The sequence below is a fragment of the Streptomyces sp. PA03-5A genome (genome assembly GCF_033792725.1).
In the GTDB taxonomy this organism is placed as follows: Bacteria; Actinomycetota; Actinomycetes; order Streptomycetales; family Streptomycetaceae; genus Actinacidiphila.
The window spans coordinates 264,341-277,645 of sequence record NZ_JARAVL010000006.1 but is presented as its reverse complement, the minus strand read 5'-3'; the positions used below and the strand labels follow the sequence as shown (position 1 = coordinate 277,645).

Here is a 13,305-nt window from a genome sequence, read left to right as displayed (position 1 = left end):
CCAGGGGGCGTAGAGGTCGCTGTCTCACTGTGCCGCCTTCCTGACCAGGTCCTGCGCGGCGGGGGTCGCCGCGCCGCCCGTGTACGTCACGCGCCACAGCGCGGACTGGGAGTCGGAGGTGAAGAAGCCGCGCCCGTAGTCGAGGACGTAGAGCGAGCCGTCCGGGGCGAACTTCCAGTCCATGAGGTTGCGGATGCCGCCCTGGCCGACCGGGATGATCTTCTTCAGGGACTCGGCGGTGACGGGCAGCCCGCCCTTGCCGACGGTCTTGGGGTCGGTCAGCACCGCGTGACGCGGATTGTCCGCGTCGTAGAAGTCGCCGACGAACCACTTGCCGTCCCAGTACTGCGGCCACGCGCCGGCGCCCGCGGTCGTGGCGTCGTAGCGGTAGACCGGGCCGTCCATGGTGGCCTGGCCGCCGCCCTTGAGCCACGGCAGGAGGTAGGTGGCCTCCTCGTTCTTGTAGCTCGGGACCCCATTGGCGTCCCGGGGGAAGTCGGGGGCGCCGCCCTGCGGGGAGTACCAGATGGTGTTGCCGGTGACGGGCGGGAGGCTCACCAGTCCGTCGTTGTTCGGCGACTCGTTCTTGGGGGCGTCGCAGTCGTACCAGCCCAGCGGCTTGCCCGGGTCCGGCAGGTTGCGGTCCCTGTAGGGCTGCTTGTTGCCCATGCAGAACGGCCAGCCGTGGTTGCCGGCCTTGGTGATCGCGGCGAACGTGTCGTACTTCGCCGGTCCCCAGGTCGTGCTCGGTGCGCCCGCGTCGGGGCCGACCCAGCCCGCGTAGAGGACGTCGGTCTTCTTGTCGACGGAGATCCGCGCCGGGTTGCGCACGCCCATGACGTAGATCTCGCCGCGGGTCTTGCCGCCGCCCTCGTCCTGCTCCTTGCCGGTGAAGAGGTTGCCCTCGGGCAGGGTGTAGGTGCCGTCCGGCTCCGGGTGGATGCGCAGGATCTTGCCGTTGAGGTTGTTGGTGTTGCCCGCGGTGCGGCGGGCGTCGGCGAAGGACAGGCCCTTGAAGTTGGGCTGTGGGTTGTTGCCGGAGTAACCGTCGCTGAACCCGGACGAGTTGTTGTCACCGGTCGCGATGTACAGGTTGCCCTTGGAGTCCCAGGCCATCCCGCCGCCGGCGTGGCAGCAGCTGTGGACCTGGACGGGCCACTTGAGCAGGACCTTCTCGGAGGCGAGGTCCAGCTTGTCGGTGGCGAGGTCCAGCGTGAAGCGGGAGACGCGCCGCTCCGCGACGTGCTTGTCGCGGTCGAGACCGGAGTGCGGGGTGTAGTGGAGGTACACCCAGCCGTTGGTCTCGAAGGCGGGGTCGAGCTCGATGCCGAGCAGCCCCTCCTCGACCTTGGTGAGTTCGTCGCCGCCGCCCTTGTTGCCGAAGACGGTCAGGGCGCCCGCGAGGGTCACCTTCTTCGTCGCCGGGTCGTAGACGTGGACCTGGCCGAGACCCTTGCCCATGTCGGGGCTGTTCCAGTCGGTCACGACCGGCGCGCCGTTGGCACCGCCGCCGCGGCCGATGTACAGCACCCGTCCGTCGGGGGCGACGACCATGCCGTGCGGTTCGCCGATCTGGTCCTGCTGGCCGGGCTGGTTGGGCTGGGTGACCTTCACCGCGCTGTAGTTGGCGTCGATCGTCGCCTTGCAGTCGGCGCGTGAGAGCCGGGTGGTCCACTGCAGGGCGCCGCGCAGGTGGTCGCGGAAGTCGGTCTCGGCGAACGAATCCGCCGTACCGCCCATCCCGGTGTAGAAGGACCGGCCGCCGTCGTAGTCACGGCACCAGGAGACGGGGTGGTCGACGCCGTTGGCGCCGGTTCCCGGCTTGTAGCTGCTCTCCCTGACCTTGGCCACGGTGTGCACCTTGCCGGTCGGGTTGCTCGCCCAGTTGAGCCACTTGTCGGGCCGCTTCCACTCCAGCGGCAGGTCCTTCGTGGCCGGATTGGTCCGGTCGGGGATCTCGACGACGGCGCGCTGGACGGCGGCCGGGTTGGTGGCCGCGGGCCGGGCGCCGATCAGGCCGGCGAACCAGTCGGAGTACGGTTCGGTGCGCGCCGCGTCGTGGATGCCGAGGAAGCCGCCACCGGCCTCCATGTAGGCCTCCAGGCCGGCCTCCTGCTCGGGGTCGAGCACATCGCCGCCCCCGGTCAGGAAGACGACCGCGTTGAAGGTGCCCAGGCGCTTGGCGTTGGTGAAGACCGAGGCGTCGTCGGTCGCGACGGTCTTGTAGCGCTGGGCCGCGGGCCCGGTCAGGCCGATCGCCTCGATCGCCTCGATGCCCGCGTCGACGGTCGGGGACTCCTCGGTGGCCGAGGCGTGGAACACCAGGACCTTGACGTTCTTGCCGCCCGGTGGGGACGGCAGGGATAACGTTGTCGGCACCGGCTCCGGATACGGTCTGGCCGAGGCGGTGGTACCGCCCAGCAGGGATGCCGCCAGGGTCCCGGTCACCAGGACCGCGGCCGCGCCTCGCCGGGATCTCGACCGGTGATGTGGTGCGCTCTGCATCGTTCACCCACCTTCGTAGGTCACAGCAACAGCGCCTGAAGCTAGACGGCTTTTGACGGTCCGCCAACAGCTATGGACGGAATCTCACCAACTTTGTCCTGGGTGTGGATAAACGGAGATCCCTGGTCTACCGTGTGGCCGTCCCCGGGGACCCTCGCGCCCCGACCGTCTCCTCACGGCACTGGAGAGACCGGTATGGCTTTGGACAGAAGGAGTTTCAACCGGCGGCTGCTGGCCGGTGGCGTGGTCGCCGCCACCGGGACGGCCTCGCTGGCGGTGGCCTCCGCCCCCTCGGCTTCCTCCGCGGAGCCCTCACCGCCCACCGCACCGGCCGGCGGCCAGGTGCGCCACCTCAAGCTCTACGCCGAGACGTTGCCGAACGGCCGGATGGGGTACGGCCTGGAGAAGGGCAAGGCCACCGTGCCCGGCCCGCTGATCGAGCTGGTCGAGGGCGACACCCTGCACATCGAGTTCGAGAACGCCTCGGACGTGGACGCCAGCCTCCACGTCCACGGCATGGACTACGACATCGCCAGCGACGGCACCCGGATGACCCGCAGCCACGTCGAGCCGGGCGGCACGCGGACGTACACCTGGCGCACCCACGCCCCGGGCCGGCGCAAGGACGGCACGTGGCGGCCGGGCAGCGCGGGCTACTGGCACTACCACGACCACGTCGTGGGCACCGACCACGGAACGGGCGGGATCCGCAAGGGCCTCTACGGGCCGGTCGTCGTGCGCAGGAAGGGCGACATCCTGCCGGACAAGCAGTTCACGATCGTCTTCAACGACATGACGATCAACAACAGGTCCGGCGCCGACACCCCGAACTTCGAGGCGACGGTGGGCGACCGCGTCGAGATCGTCATGATCACGCACGGCGAGTACTACCACACGTTCCACATGCACGGTCACCGCTGGGCCGACAACAGGACGGGCCTGCTGACCGGACCCGACGACCCCAGCCGGGTGATCGACAACAAGATCACCGGACCGGCGGACTCCTTCGGCTTCCAGATCATCGCGGGCGAACACGTCGGCGCCGGCGCGTGGATGTACCACTGCCACGTCCAGAGCCACTCCGACATGGGAATGGCCGGTCTGTTCCTCGTCGCCAAGCCCGACGGCACGATCCCGGGCTACGAACCGCACCACCCGGACCACCCCGCGGGCGCGGCGAACTCCGGGAGGAGCGGCGCGAAGACGTCCTCCGGCGGGGAACACGCGCACGACATGGGGTGACGCGCGTCCCTTCGGTGCCGACGCCGTTCCCGCGGGTTCAGGACAGACGTGCGAGGAGGGTGCGGCACGTCCGCGCTGCCGAAGGTGGCGAGCGCGTTGAGGGCGGCGGCGGTGCGCCACCGACCGTGGCGCGCCGTGACCGCGACGATCTCGGTGAGCGTGTCTACGGCCGCCGGGCCGCCCGGTCGGACGGGCGCGGACAGCAGGGCGTTCGTGCTCGTGTCCCCCGTTCCGCGGTGAGGTCGACGCCGCCGTCCCGTGCCGTCAGGAGGCGGGCAGGGCGCGCGGCGCTGTGCCGGAGGGCACTGACACGGGCGCCGTGACGGGAATCCCGTGCGTCGCTTTGTCGATATATGATCCGCGCGGCCCCTCCCCGCCAGGGGTCGTGTTCCGGCCCGCGGGCCACGTGCACCAGAGAAGAGAGCCAGGCCTCACATGAACGCAGTGGTCCCCCCGGCGGTCGCGGAGCGGTCCGAGGCCGAGGCGATGTACCGGTTCGAGACGGAGGCGCCCGGAGCCGTGCGGGCCGAGCTCGGGATGAACGCCGCGCGGATCGGTGGCGGTGTCGTGCTGTCGATGCGCAACGACCCCACCCACTACTGGAGCAAGGCCCTCGGCTTCGGCGTCACCACCCCGGTCACGGCGGAGGTCATCCACGAGGTGTGCGACTTCTACCGCTCGGAGGGGACCGCGCAGGCCGTCCTCCAGATCGCGCCCGCGTTCCTGCCCGAGGACTGGGACGACATCCGCGGCCGCGAGGGCATCACCGCGGGATCGTCCTGGGTGAAGCTCGTCTGCCCGGTCGAGGAGGCCGTGGCGCGCGCCGAAGCGCTGGGACGGCCCGCCGCCGGGATCCGGGTGGCCCCGCTGGAGCCGGAGCAGGCCCAGGAGTGGGGCGCGGTGGTGACCCGTGCGTTCGGCATGCCCGAGGAGCACTACGCGCAGATGACCGCCGCCTCGGCGAGCCGGACCGGGTGGCATCCGTTCGCGGCCCGGCTGGACGGGGAGATCGTCGGCACGATGCACGTCAACGGCGACGCGGCCCAGATGTTCGCCGGTGCGGTGCTGCCGCACGCCCGCAAGCGCGGCGGACAGACCGCCCTGCTCGCCGCACGGGCCAGGAGGGCACGGGAGCTCGGCTGCGGTGTGCTGGTCGCCGAGACCGGCGCCGAGGCACCGGGCACCCACAACTCCTCGCTGCACAACATGCTCCGGCTCGGCTTCCAGGTGGCGTACGAGCGCCGCAACTGGGTCTGGCGGTCGTCGCCCGAGGCGTGAGGTTCCGTGGTCGGCCGTGATGCGTCCGCCGCCCGTGCGGCGGAACGCGGCCCGCGCCGCGACGATGGGTGGACCGGGTCCGCGCGACGGGACGGGTCCGGCCCTCCCCCGGAAGGTGCCCATGACCCGCGACCAGACAGACCGCGCCCAAGCCGCACTCATCACCGGCGCGTCCTCGGGGATCGGGCGTTGCTACGCCGAGCAGCTGGCCCGGCGCGGCTATGCGCCGGTCCTCGTCGCCCGCCGCGCGGACCGGCTGGCCGCGCTCGCCGAGTCCGTCCGGCGGGAGACCGGTCTCGAGGCGACCGTGCTCGCCGCCGACCTGGCCGACCCGGGCGGCCTCGCCCGGGTGGAGCGGACCGTCCTCGACCACGACGGCCTCGCCGTGGTCGTCAACGCGGCCGGCCTCGGGGCCCTCGGGCCGCTGCGCGAGGCCGCGCCCGCGGACCTGGACCGTCTCGTCGCGGTGAACGTGCTCGCGCTGACCCGGCTGTCCCGGGCGGCGCTGCTCTCCTTCGACCGGCACGGCTCGGGGACGTTGATCAACGTGTCGTCGATCGGCGCGTTCCACGCCCCGCCCGGCGGCACCGCCTACGCCGCGAGCAAGGCCTACGACCTGCACTTCTCCCGGGCCCTGCAACGCGAGGTCGAGGGCAGCGGCATCCGCGTGCAGGTCGTGCTGCCGGGTCCCGTGCGCACCGAGTTCTTCGAGGCCTCCGGCGTGGACTCCGCCCTGTTCCCGCAGGAGTCGTTCGTCGACGCCGACGACTTCGTCCGCGCCGCGCTCGTCGGCCTGGACATGGGTGAACTCGTCTGCATCCCCACCCTCCCCGACATGTCGGCCTGGGAGGACGAGGCCGCGCGGGGGCAGGGCCTGCGGAACGCCGCGGGCCTGCGCGGCGTCATCAGCGACCGTTACGCCCGGCCCTGACCGGGTCCCGACCGGCCCCCGGCGGCCTCAGGAAGGCCCGGAAGCGGTGTCCAGCCGGGCGCGCAGGGCCTGGGCGATCTCACCCGCGGCGGCCATCTGCTCCGCCGTGAGGGAGTCGACGAACATCTCCCGGACGGCGCCGAGGTGCGGCAGCGTGGCCCGCCGGAAGGCCTGGGCCCCGTCGTCGGTGAGGAGCACCTCGGCGCCCCGGTTGTCGGTGGTGCACTCCACGCGCCGGATCAGCCCGCGCCGCTCCATGCGTCCGAGGTGGTGGGAGAGGCGGCTGCGTTCCCAGCCGATCGCCGCCGCGAGCTCGGAGGAGCGCAGCCGGTGGCCCTCCGCCTCCCGTAGCGTGAGCAGGACGCCGTAGTCCCCGGGGGAGAGCCCCGAGTCGCCCTGCAGGCGCGACGCCAGGTGGGAGCGGAGCCGCTCCGTCGTCTCGATGAAGTCACGCCAGATCCCGAGTTCTTCCGTGGTGGGCAGAGGCCCGTGTCCGCGTCCCATGACCGCCCCTCTATTTGACACGTCAATCATATCGATGCATGCTTGACGCGTCAATCACTTGGCCACCGGACGTGGAACCGTTCCGGAGGCGGGAGGAGGGGACCATGACGCCCACTGCCTTCGAACTGGGTCTGAACTCGTTCGGAGAGATCGCGACGGACGACGGCCGCGTGCTCGGCGACGCCGAGACCGTCCGGCTGCTCGTCGAGGAGGCCGCGCTCGCCGACGCCGCGGGACTCGACGTCTTCAGCGTCGGCGAGCACTACCGGGCCGGGCACATGGACACCGCCACCCCCGTCCTGCTCTCCGCGATGGCCACCGCCACCGAGCGCATCAAGCTCGGCACCTCGGTGACCGTGCTCAGCACCAACGACCCCGTACGGCTCTACCACGCGTTCTCCACCCTGGACGCGGTGTCGGACGGCCGCGCCCAACTCGTCCTCGGCCGGGCCTCGGTCACCGAGTCCTTCGCCCTGTTCGGCCACGACATGGCCGACTACGACCGGCTCTTCGACGAGAAGCTCGAACTGTTCATGCGCCTGCAGCAGGAGGAGACGGTCACCTGGTCCGGCACCGTCCGGTCCCCGCTGACCGACCAGCACCTGCGCCCCCGCATGCGCAAGGGCGGCATCCCCACCTGGATCGGCGTGGGCGGCAGCCCCAACTCCACGATCCGTGCCGCCCGGTACGGCCTGCCGCTGATGCTGGCGATCATCGGTGGCCGCCCGCAGCGCTTCGCCGGCCACGTCGACCTCTACCAGCGGGCGCTCCAGCAGTACGGGCACCCCGCCCAGCCCATCGGACAGCACTCCCTGGGCCTGGTCGCCGACACCGACGAAGAGGCGGTCGAGACCTGGTGGCGGTACTGGGAGCCGGTCGTGGCCGCGATCTCGGAGGAGCGCGGCTTCTACAAGCCCAGCTACGAGCGCTACCGGGCGGAACTCGTCGACGGCGCGCTGTTCGTCGGCTCCCCCGAGACCGTCGCCCGCAAGATCGCCCGGGTCGCCCGCGACCTCCACCTGGACCGCTTCGACCTCAAGTACGACATCATGCACCTGCCCCGCCAGGCCCGCGCCCGCACCATCGAGCTCCTGGGCCGGGAAGTGGCCCCGATGGTGCGTGAACTGCTCACGAAGGAACCCTCTGATGTCTGACCTCGAATTCGGCCTCGACACGTTCGGCGACGTGCCGGTGGATGGCACCGGTGCCCCCGTCTCCCACGCCGCGGCGATCCGGCAGGTGCTCGACGAGGCCGTCCTGGCGGACCAGATCGGCGTCGACGTCATCGCGCTCGGCGAGCACCACCGCCCCGAGTACTCCGTGTCGACCCCCGAGACCGTGCTCGCCGGGATCGCCACGCGCACCGAGCGGATCAGGCTCGCCTCCGGCGTGACCGTGCTCAGCTCCGACGACCCCGTCCGGGTCTTCCAGCGCTTCGCGACCGTCGACGCCCTCTCGCGGGGGCGGGCCGAGGTGATCCTGGGCCGCGGCTCCTTCACCGAGTCCTTCCCGCTGTTCGGGTACGACCTCAGTGACTACGACGTGCTCTTCGAGGAGAAGATCGAGCTCTTCGCGAAGCTCCTCGACGAGAAGCCGGTGACCTGGAGCGGCACCACGCGGGCGCCGCTGAAGGACGCCGACGTCTTCCCCAAGACCGAGTCCGGCCGGCTGAAGACCTGGGTGGGCGTGGGCGGCTCGCCCCAGTCCGTCGTCCGCACCGCGCGCTACGGCCTCCCGCTCATGCTCGCCATCATCGGCGGCTCCCCCACGCGCTTCGCGCCCTACATCGACCTGTACCGGCGCGCCGCCGACCAGTTCGGGACGACCGCCCACCCGGTGGGGATGCACTCCCCCGGTTTCGTCGCGGACACCGACGAGGAGGCCCGGGAGGGGTTCTGGCCGGGCTACAAGGTGATGCGCGACCGCATCGGCAAGCTGCGCGGCTGGACCCCCGTCCGTCGCGAGGAGTACGACGCGGAGATCGAGCACGGCTCCCTCTACATCGGGTCGCCCGAGACGGTCGCCCGCAAGATCGCCCAGGCCGTCGGCGACCTCGGCGTCGGCCGGTTCGACCTGATCTACACCGTGGGCCCCCAGCCGGTCGCCGCCCGCATGCGTGCCGTCGAGCTCTTCGGCACGAAGGTGATCCCCATGGTCCGCGACATCCTCGCGGACTGACGCCGACACCGACACCGACACCGACGCCGACGCGGACGCCGGAACGGAACCCAAGGAACGGAGACCACACGATGAACACCGAGGGCGTGCGCACGATCGGCATCCTGGGCGCGGGCAAGGTCGGGACCGTACTGGCCCGGCTGGCCCTGGCCGCGGGCCACCGCGTGCTGATCGCGGGCTCGGGCGACCCCGCCGCCATCGCGCTCACGGTGGAGGTCCTCACCCCGGGCGCGGTCGCGGTCACCGCCGCGGAGGCCGCGGCCCGGGCCGACCTCGCGGTCCTCGCCCTCCCCCTGGGCAAGTACCGCACCGTCCCGGCCGAGGCGCTGCGCGGCAAGCTCGTGATCGACGCGATGAACTACTGGTGGGAGGTCGACGGCATACGCGACGACCTCACCGATCCGCGTACGTCGTCGAGCGAGACCGTCCAGGCGTTCCTGCCGGATTCGCGGGTGGTGAAGGCGTTCAACCACATGGGCTACCACGACCTGGAGGACGGGGCCCGGCCCGCCGGGACGCCCGGCCGCAAGGCAATCGCCATCGCCGGCGACGACCCCGACGACCTCGCCGAGGTCGCCGGCCTGGTGGACGCGCTCGGCTTTGAGCCCGTCGTGGCCGGCCCGCTCGCCGAGGGCGTCCGCCTGGAACCGGGCACCGAGCCCTTCGGCGCCAACGTCGACAGCGGCGAACTGCGGGCCATGCTCGGCCGCTTCCCGGAGACCGACCGCGGGCGCAGCGTCGCGGCGGCGCGCGCGTAGGCGGCCGGGACCGCAGGGCCCGGGCGGAAGGCGACGGCCTCCCGCCCGGGCGCTGCGTTGTCGGACCCCCGTGACACGATCCGCCGTATGGATCTCGACACCGTGTTCGCCGAACTGGACCGCGTCGCCTGGGCGGAGCTGCACCATGCCTACGGTCCCGCCGGTGATGTCCCCGCCCTGCTGCGGGCGTTGACCTCCCCGGAGCAGGAGACGGCGGAGGAGGCCGAGCAGGAGCTGTGGGGCGGTGCCGCGCTCTCGGCCAGCGTGTACGGGTCGTTCACCGCCGACGCCGAGGGGGCCGGGCTCTGGGTGCTCCGTCCACTCGGGCTCGCCCCCGACGGCGTCTTGGCGCCCTCGCCCTGCTTCCCCTCACTCGTGCACCCCGCCAGCAGCAGCGCCCCTGCCGCCGCCAGCAGCACCGGTCTGCGTAAGCCCACTCCCACCCACCCCTTCGCACTCTTCGCACCGTCTTGACGACCGGCGACCGCCGCTTGCCGCGCGCACATGCCATGGTGCGCCAACTGGCGTGCTCAGACTATGAGTTGGCCTGCTGAGACGAACCGTGACCCCATGACCACGGCTCGGTGACAGTCCTACGGCCGCGTGACGACGGAGTCCCGCAGCGGCCCGTCCTCCCAGCGGGCCGCCTCGATGTGGCTCCGGATGCGCACCACGGTCAACTCCGGCCGTTCGTGCAGCAGTTGGGACACCCGCGCCGCCGTCTTGCCGTGGGTGGTCCACGCCCAGCGGACGATGTGCTCGGGGTCGGTGAGGATCGTCCACAGGGGCGGCTCGACGTTGCCGTTCCACAGCCGCTGCCGGCGAAGGCGACGCACCAGGGTGCGCCGGATCACCTGGCGCATGACGCGGCGCCGGGGAAGGTCCAGCCAGAGCAGCACGTCGGCGCGGGCGGCGAGGTGGGCGCGCACCGAGCCGTACTGCCACTCGGTCACCCAGCCGGGCCCGGCGCTGAAGTGGTGGACGTCGGCCTCGAACGAGGGGCGCCTGGTCCAGCCGGGGCCGTGGAAGAGCGCGTCGATCTCCACGTGCGGCACATGCAGCGCGGCGGCGACACGGGCGGCGAGCGTCGTCTTGCCCGCGCCGGACGTGCCGGCGACGAGCACCCGCCGCGGTCGGTGGGGCAGTGGGTCAGCCGGTCCCAGGAGTGGCACGCCGCCACGGTAGCAACGCCGCCGCCGGCCACCGCGCCGGGGCACCCCGCCCGTCGAACGACGCCGACGGCCCGACACCGCCCGCGCCCGACATGTACTGGACACCGTCCCTTCCCCGCAGCGACACCCGCCCGGCCGTACGGCTGCTGCACGATCTTGGGACGTGACCACCACCCCTGCACTGCGCACCCTCGACCGACGCCGTTTCCTCGCCCTCGCCGGGGGCACCTTCGGGGTCCTGGCCGCGGGCCAGTTGACCCAGGCGCTCTCCGCGCGCGCCGCGGAACTGGACCCCGCGCCCTTCTCCCTCGGCGTCGCCTCCGGCGACCCGGACCACCACAGCGTCGTGCTGTGGACCCGCCTGGTGCCCGACCCGCTCGACGCGGAGACCGGCGGCATGCCCGCGACGCCCGTCGAGGTGCGGTGGGAGGTCGCGAAGGACGAGTCCTTCCGGAAGGTCGTCGCGAGCGGCGCGGTGACGGCGCTGCCCGAGTCCGCGCACACCGTGCACGTCGTCGTCGACGACCTGGCCCCCGACCGCTGGTACTGGTACCGCTTCCAGTACGGCGAGGTCCGCAGCCGCACCGGCCGCACGCGGACCATGCCGTCGCCCGGGGCGAAGGCCGAGCGGCTGCGGTTCGCGTTCGTGTCGTGCCAGTCGTGGACGGGCGGTGCCTACCCCGCCTACCGGGACCTGGCGGAGCAGGACCTCGACTTCGTCCTCCACCTCGGCGACTACATCTACGAGACGACCGACGGCGGCCTCACCGAGTTCCGCCGGCTGCACGCCCTGTACAAGACCTCGCCCGAACTGCGGGCGGCCCACGCCCGGTTCCCGTTCTTCGTCACCTGGGACGACCACGAGGTCCAGAACAACTACGCGGCCGACGTGCCGGGTGGCGCCGGTGACGGCCGTCCCTTCCTGGAGCGCCGGGCCAACGGCTACCAGGCGTACTACGAGCACCTGCCACTGCGGCCCGAGCAGCGGCCCACCGGCCCGGACGCGCTGATGTACCGTCAGGTGCGGTTCGGGAAGCTCGCCGAGTTCAGCGTCCTCGACACCCGCCAGTACCGCACCGACCAGGCGTACGGGGACGGCCGCAAGGAACCGGGCCCCGAGGTCTGGAACCCGGAGCGCACGATGACCGGCCCGGAGCAGGAGAAGTGGCTGCTCGGCAACCTGGACCGCTCCAAGGCCCGGTGGAACGTCATCGCCCAGCAGACCATCATGGCCGCCTTCGACTACGACCTCGGCCCGGGGAAGATCGTCAACCTCGACCAGTGGGACGGGTACGCGGGTGCCCGCGCCCGTATCCTCGACTTCCTCGCCGACCGTGACGTCGCCAACCCGGTGGTGCTCAGCGGCGACTGGCACACCCACTGGGTCAACGACCTCAAGACCGACTTCGACGACCCGCACGCGCCGGTCGTCGCCACCGAGTTCGTCGGCACGTCGATCTCCTCCGGCGCCGGCTGGGACGCCGACGTCCGGGCGGGTCTCGTCGCCAACCCGCACGTGAAGTTCTACAACGGCACCTACCGCGGCTACGTGATGTGCGACGTGACCCGCGACCGGTGGCGCGCCGACCTGCGCATCGTCCTCAAGGGCGACGATGCGGCCTCCCCGGCCTTCACCATCGCCGCCTTCGAAGTGTGCGACGGGCGCCCCGGGGCCCGGCGGATCGACGCCGGCGACGGACTGGTCGGCCGGATCACCGACAAGGTCACCGGCAAGCCGCTCGCCAACGTCCAGGTGACGGTCACGGCGGCGGACGGCACCCGGTTCGCGGCCGTCACCACCGACACCACCGGCGAGTACCTGGCCTTCGCGCCGCCCGGACAGTACGCGGTCGCCGTGGGCGGCGTCGGCTACGAACCGGCGACCGCCACGGCCACCGTGCGCGCGGGCGCGCAGACCCGGGGCGACGTGGCCCTGACGCGTGCCGCCGTACGGGCCGGCACCGGCCGTGCGGTGCCCGGGCCGCAGTCGCAGGCGGCGGCCACGGACGTCACGCTGTCCAACGGCATGCTGTCGCTGGCCGTCTCCGCGGGCTCCCAGGACCCCCAGCTGTCCGGGGTCACCCTGGGCAAGCCGCTGGACCTTGCGGCCGTGGGTCACCTCGACCAGCTGGACTGGATGAACCTGCCGTACGCCTCGGCGGCCCGGCCGCGCGGGAGCAGCGCCTGGCAGCAGCTGACCGTGCGGTCCACCGCCCTGGAGGTGCTCGCCGCGGGCGGCCCGGTCGCCTCCGCGCGCGCCACCGGGGCGAGCACCCAGGTCCCCGACGTCGAGGTGGTCACGACGTTCACGATCGGCGACGGCGAGCCCTGGGTGACCGCTGAGAGCGTCTTCACCAACCGGGGAACGCAGTCCCGCACCTTCTGGCTGGGCGACGTGCTGGACCACGACGGCGCCGGCCAGCGCAGCGGCGTCGCGGGGCACGGCACCGTGACCGCCTCCGCCCCGGCCGACTTCGAGCCGACGGCGCCGTGGGTGGGCATGACCGGTTCCGACGGTCAGACGTACGGGCTGCTCTACGACGAGCCTGGCTTCACCGTGTACGCCTGCGGGATATGGGCGATGACCCAGCGTCAGGTGACGATCGAACCGGGCGCCGCGTTCACCCTGCGGCGGCGGATCGCCGCCGTCGACAACGGCGGCGCGGCCGACCCGTTCGCGGTGCTCGCCGGGCTCTGATCCGGGCACGGAGCCGCCGCGGCGGCGGTCCCCCGGTCG

11 protein-coding genes are annotated in these 13,305 nt (G+C 72.2%); 8 read left to right on the top strand and 3 right to left on the bottom strand.

Annotated elements, in window-relative coordinates; all coding sequences use genetic code 11:
* Positions 1–24 precede the first annotated feature (24 nt).
* On the bottom strand, positions 25–2,505 hold the full coding sequence (locus PV410_RS09875) for a ThuA domain-containing protein (protein WP_500323684.1): 2,481 nt from the start codon (positions 2,503–2,505) through the stop codon (positions 25–27).
* A gap of 201 nt (positions 2,506–2,706) precedes the next feature.
* Between PV410_RS09875 and PV410_RS09870 the strand changes: the two genes are divergently transcribed.
* The 3 genes from PV410_RS09870 (at position 2,707) to PV410_RS09860 (ending at position 5,956) form a co-directional block, all read left to right on the top strand.
* Positions 2,707–3,747, top strand: a complete 1,041-nt coding sequence (locus tag PV410_RS09870) for a multicopper oxidase domain-containing protein (protein ID WP_500323718.1) — start codon at positions 2,707–2,709, stop codon at positions 3,745–3,747.
* 435 nt (positions 3,748–4,182) lie between these two features.
* Complete coding sequence (locus PV410_RS09865) at positions 4,183–5,025, top strand: GNAT family N-acetyltransferase (protein ID WP_500323683.1); 843 nt, start codon at positions 4,183–4,185, stop codon at positions 5,023–5,025.
* Positions 5,026–5,146: 121 nt separating this feature from the next.
* Positions 5,147–5,956, top strand: a complete 810-nt coding sequence (locus tag PV410_RS09860; RefSeq protein ID WP_500323682.1) for an SDR family NAD(P)-dependent oxidoreductase — start codon at positions 5,147–5,149, stop codon at positions 5,954–5,956.
* A gap of 27 nt (positions 5,957–5,983) precedes the next feature.
* Here PV410_RS09860 and PV410_RS09855 read toward each other — a convergent pair whose 3' ends face one another.
* A complete protein-coding gene (locus PV410_RS09855) occupies positions 5,984–6,460 on the bottom strand; it encodes a MarR family winged helix-turn-helix transcriptional regulator (protein ID WP_500323681.1) in 477 nt (158 codons plus the stop codon).
* 104 nt (positions 6,461–6,564) lie between these two features.
* Here PV410_RS09855 and PV410_RS09850 point away from each other — a divergent pair, with 104 nt between their 5' ends.
* The 4 genes from PV410_RS09850 to PV410_RS09835 all read left to right on the top strand — a co-directional run bounded on the left by PV410_RS09850 (position 6,565) and on the right by PV410_RS09835 (position 9,870).
* A complete protein-coding gene (locus PV410_RS09850; protein WP_500323680.1) occupies positions 6,565–7,614 on the top strand; it encodes an LLM class flavin-dependent oxidoreductase in 1,050 nt (349 codons plus the stop codon).
* Entirely contained in the window at positions 7,607–8,638 is a 1,032-nt protein-coding gene (locus PV410_RS09845) for an LLM class flavin-dependent oxidoreductase (protein WP_500323679.1), read from the top strand. The genes PV410_RS09850 and PV410_RS09845 overlap by 8 nt, the downstream gene beginning before the upstream one ends.
* Before the next feature lie 71 nt (positions 8,639–8,709).
* The gene (locus tag PV410_RS09840) at positions 8,710–9,396 is read left to right on the top strand and encodes an NADPH-dependent F420 reductase (RefSeq protein ID WP_500323678.1); all 687 of its coding nucleotides are present in this window, start codon (positions 8,710–8,712) and stop codon (positions 9,394–9,396) included.
* Between the two features lie 87 nt (positions 9,397–9,483).
* The gene (locus PV410_RS09835) at positions 9,484–9,870 is read left to right on the top strand and encodes a hypothetical protein (protein ID WP_500323677.1); all 387 of its coding nucleotides are present in this window, start codon (positions 9,484–9,486) and stop codon (positions 9,868–9,870) included.
* Positions 9,871–9,989: 119 nt separating this feature from the next.
* Here the strand turns inward: PV410_RS09835 and PV410_RS09830 are convergent, their stop codons facing one another.
* Positions 9,990–10,568 carry a P-loop NTPase family protein gene (locus tag PV410_RS09830; protein WP_500323676.1) on the bottom strand — a complete coding sequence of 193 codons (579 nt, stop codon included), beginning with the start codon at positions 10,566–10,568 and terminating at the stop codon, positions 9,990–9,992.
* A gap of 163 nt (positions 10,569–10,731) precedes the next feature.
* Here PV410_RS09830 and PV410_RS09825 point away from each other — a divergent pair, with 163 nt between their 5' ends.
* A complete protein-coding gene (locus PV410_RS09825; RefSeq protein WP_500323675.1) occupies positions 10,732–13,266 on the top strand; it encodes an alkaline phosphatase D family protein in 2,535 nt (844 codons plus the stop codon).
* Positions 13,267–13,305: the final 39 nt, after the last annotated feature.

Bases quoted from the DNA above. Each gene is read 5' to 3' on its own strand.
- PV410_RS09855 (WP_500323681.1), bottom strand. From the start codon at position 6,460: ATGGGACGCGGACACGGGCCTCTGCCCACCACGGAAGAACTCGGGATC.
- PV410_RS09835 (WP_500323677.1), top strand. From the start codon at position 9,484: ATGGATCTCGACACCGTGTTCGCCGAACTGGACCGCGTCGCCTGGGCG.
- PV410_RS09875 (WP_500323684.1), bottom strand. From the start codon at position 2,505: ATGCAGAGCGCACCACATCACCGGTCGAGATCCCGGCGAGGCGCGGCC.
- PV410_RS09845 (WP_500323679.1), top strand. From the start codon at position 7,607: ATGTCTGACCTCGAATTCGGCCTCGACACGTTCGGCGACGTGCCGGTG.
- PV410_RS09860 (WP_500323682.1), top strand. From the start codon at position 5,147: ATGACCCGCGACCAGACAGACCGCGCCCAAGCCGCACTCATCACCGGC.
- PV410_RS09840 (WP_500323678.1), top strand. From the start codon at position 8,710: ATGAACACCGAGGGCGTGCGCACGATCGGCATCCTGGGCGCGGGCAAG.
- PV410_RS09865 (WP_500323683.1), top strand. From the start codon at position 4,183: ATGAACGCAGTGGTCCCCCCGGCGGTCGCGGAGCGGTCCGAGGCCGAG.
- PV410_RS09850 (WP_500323680.1), top strand. From the start codon at position 6,565: ATGACGCCCACTGCCTTCGAACTGGGTCTGAACTCGTTCGGAGAGATC.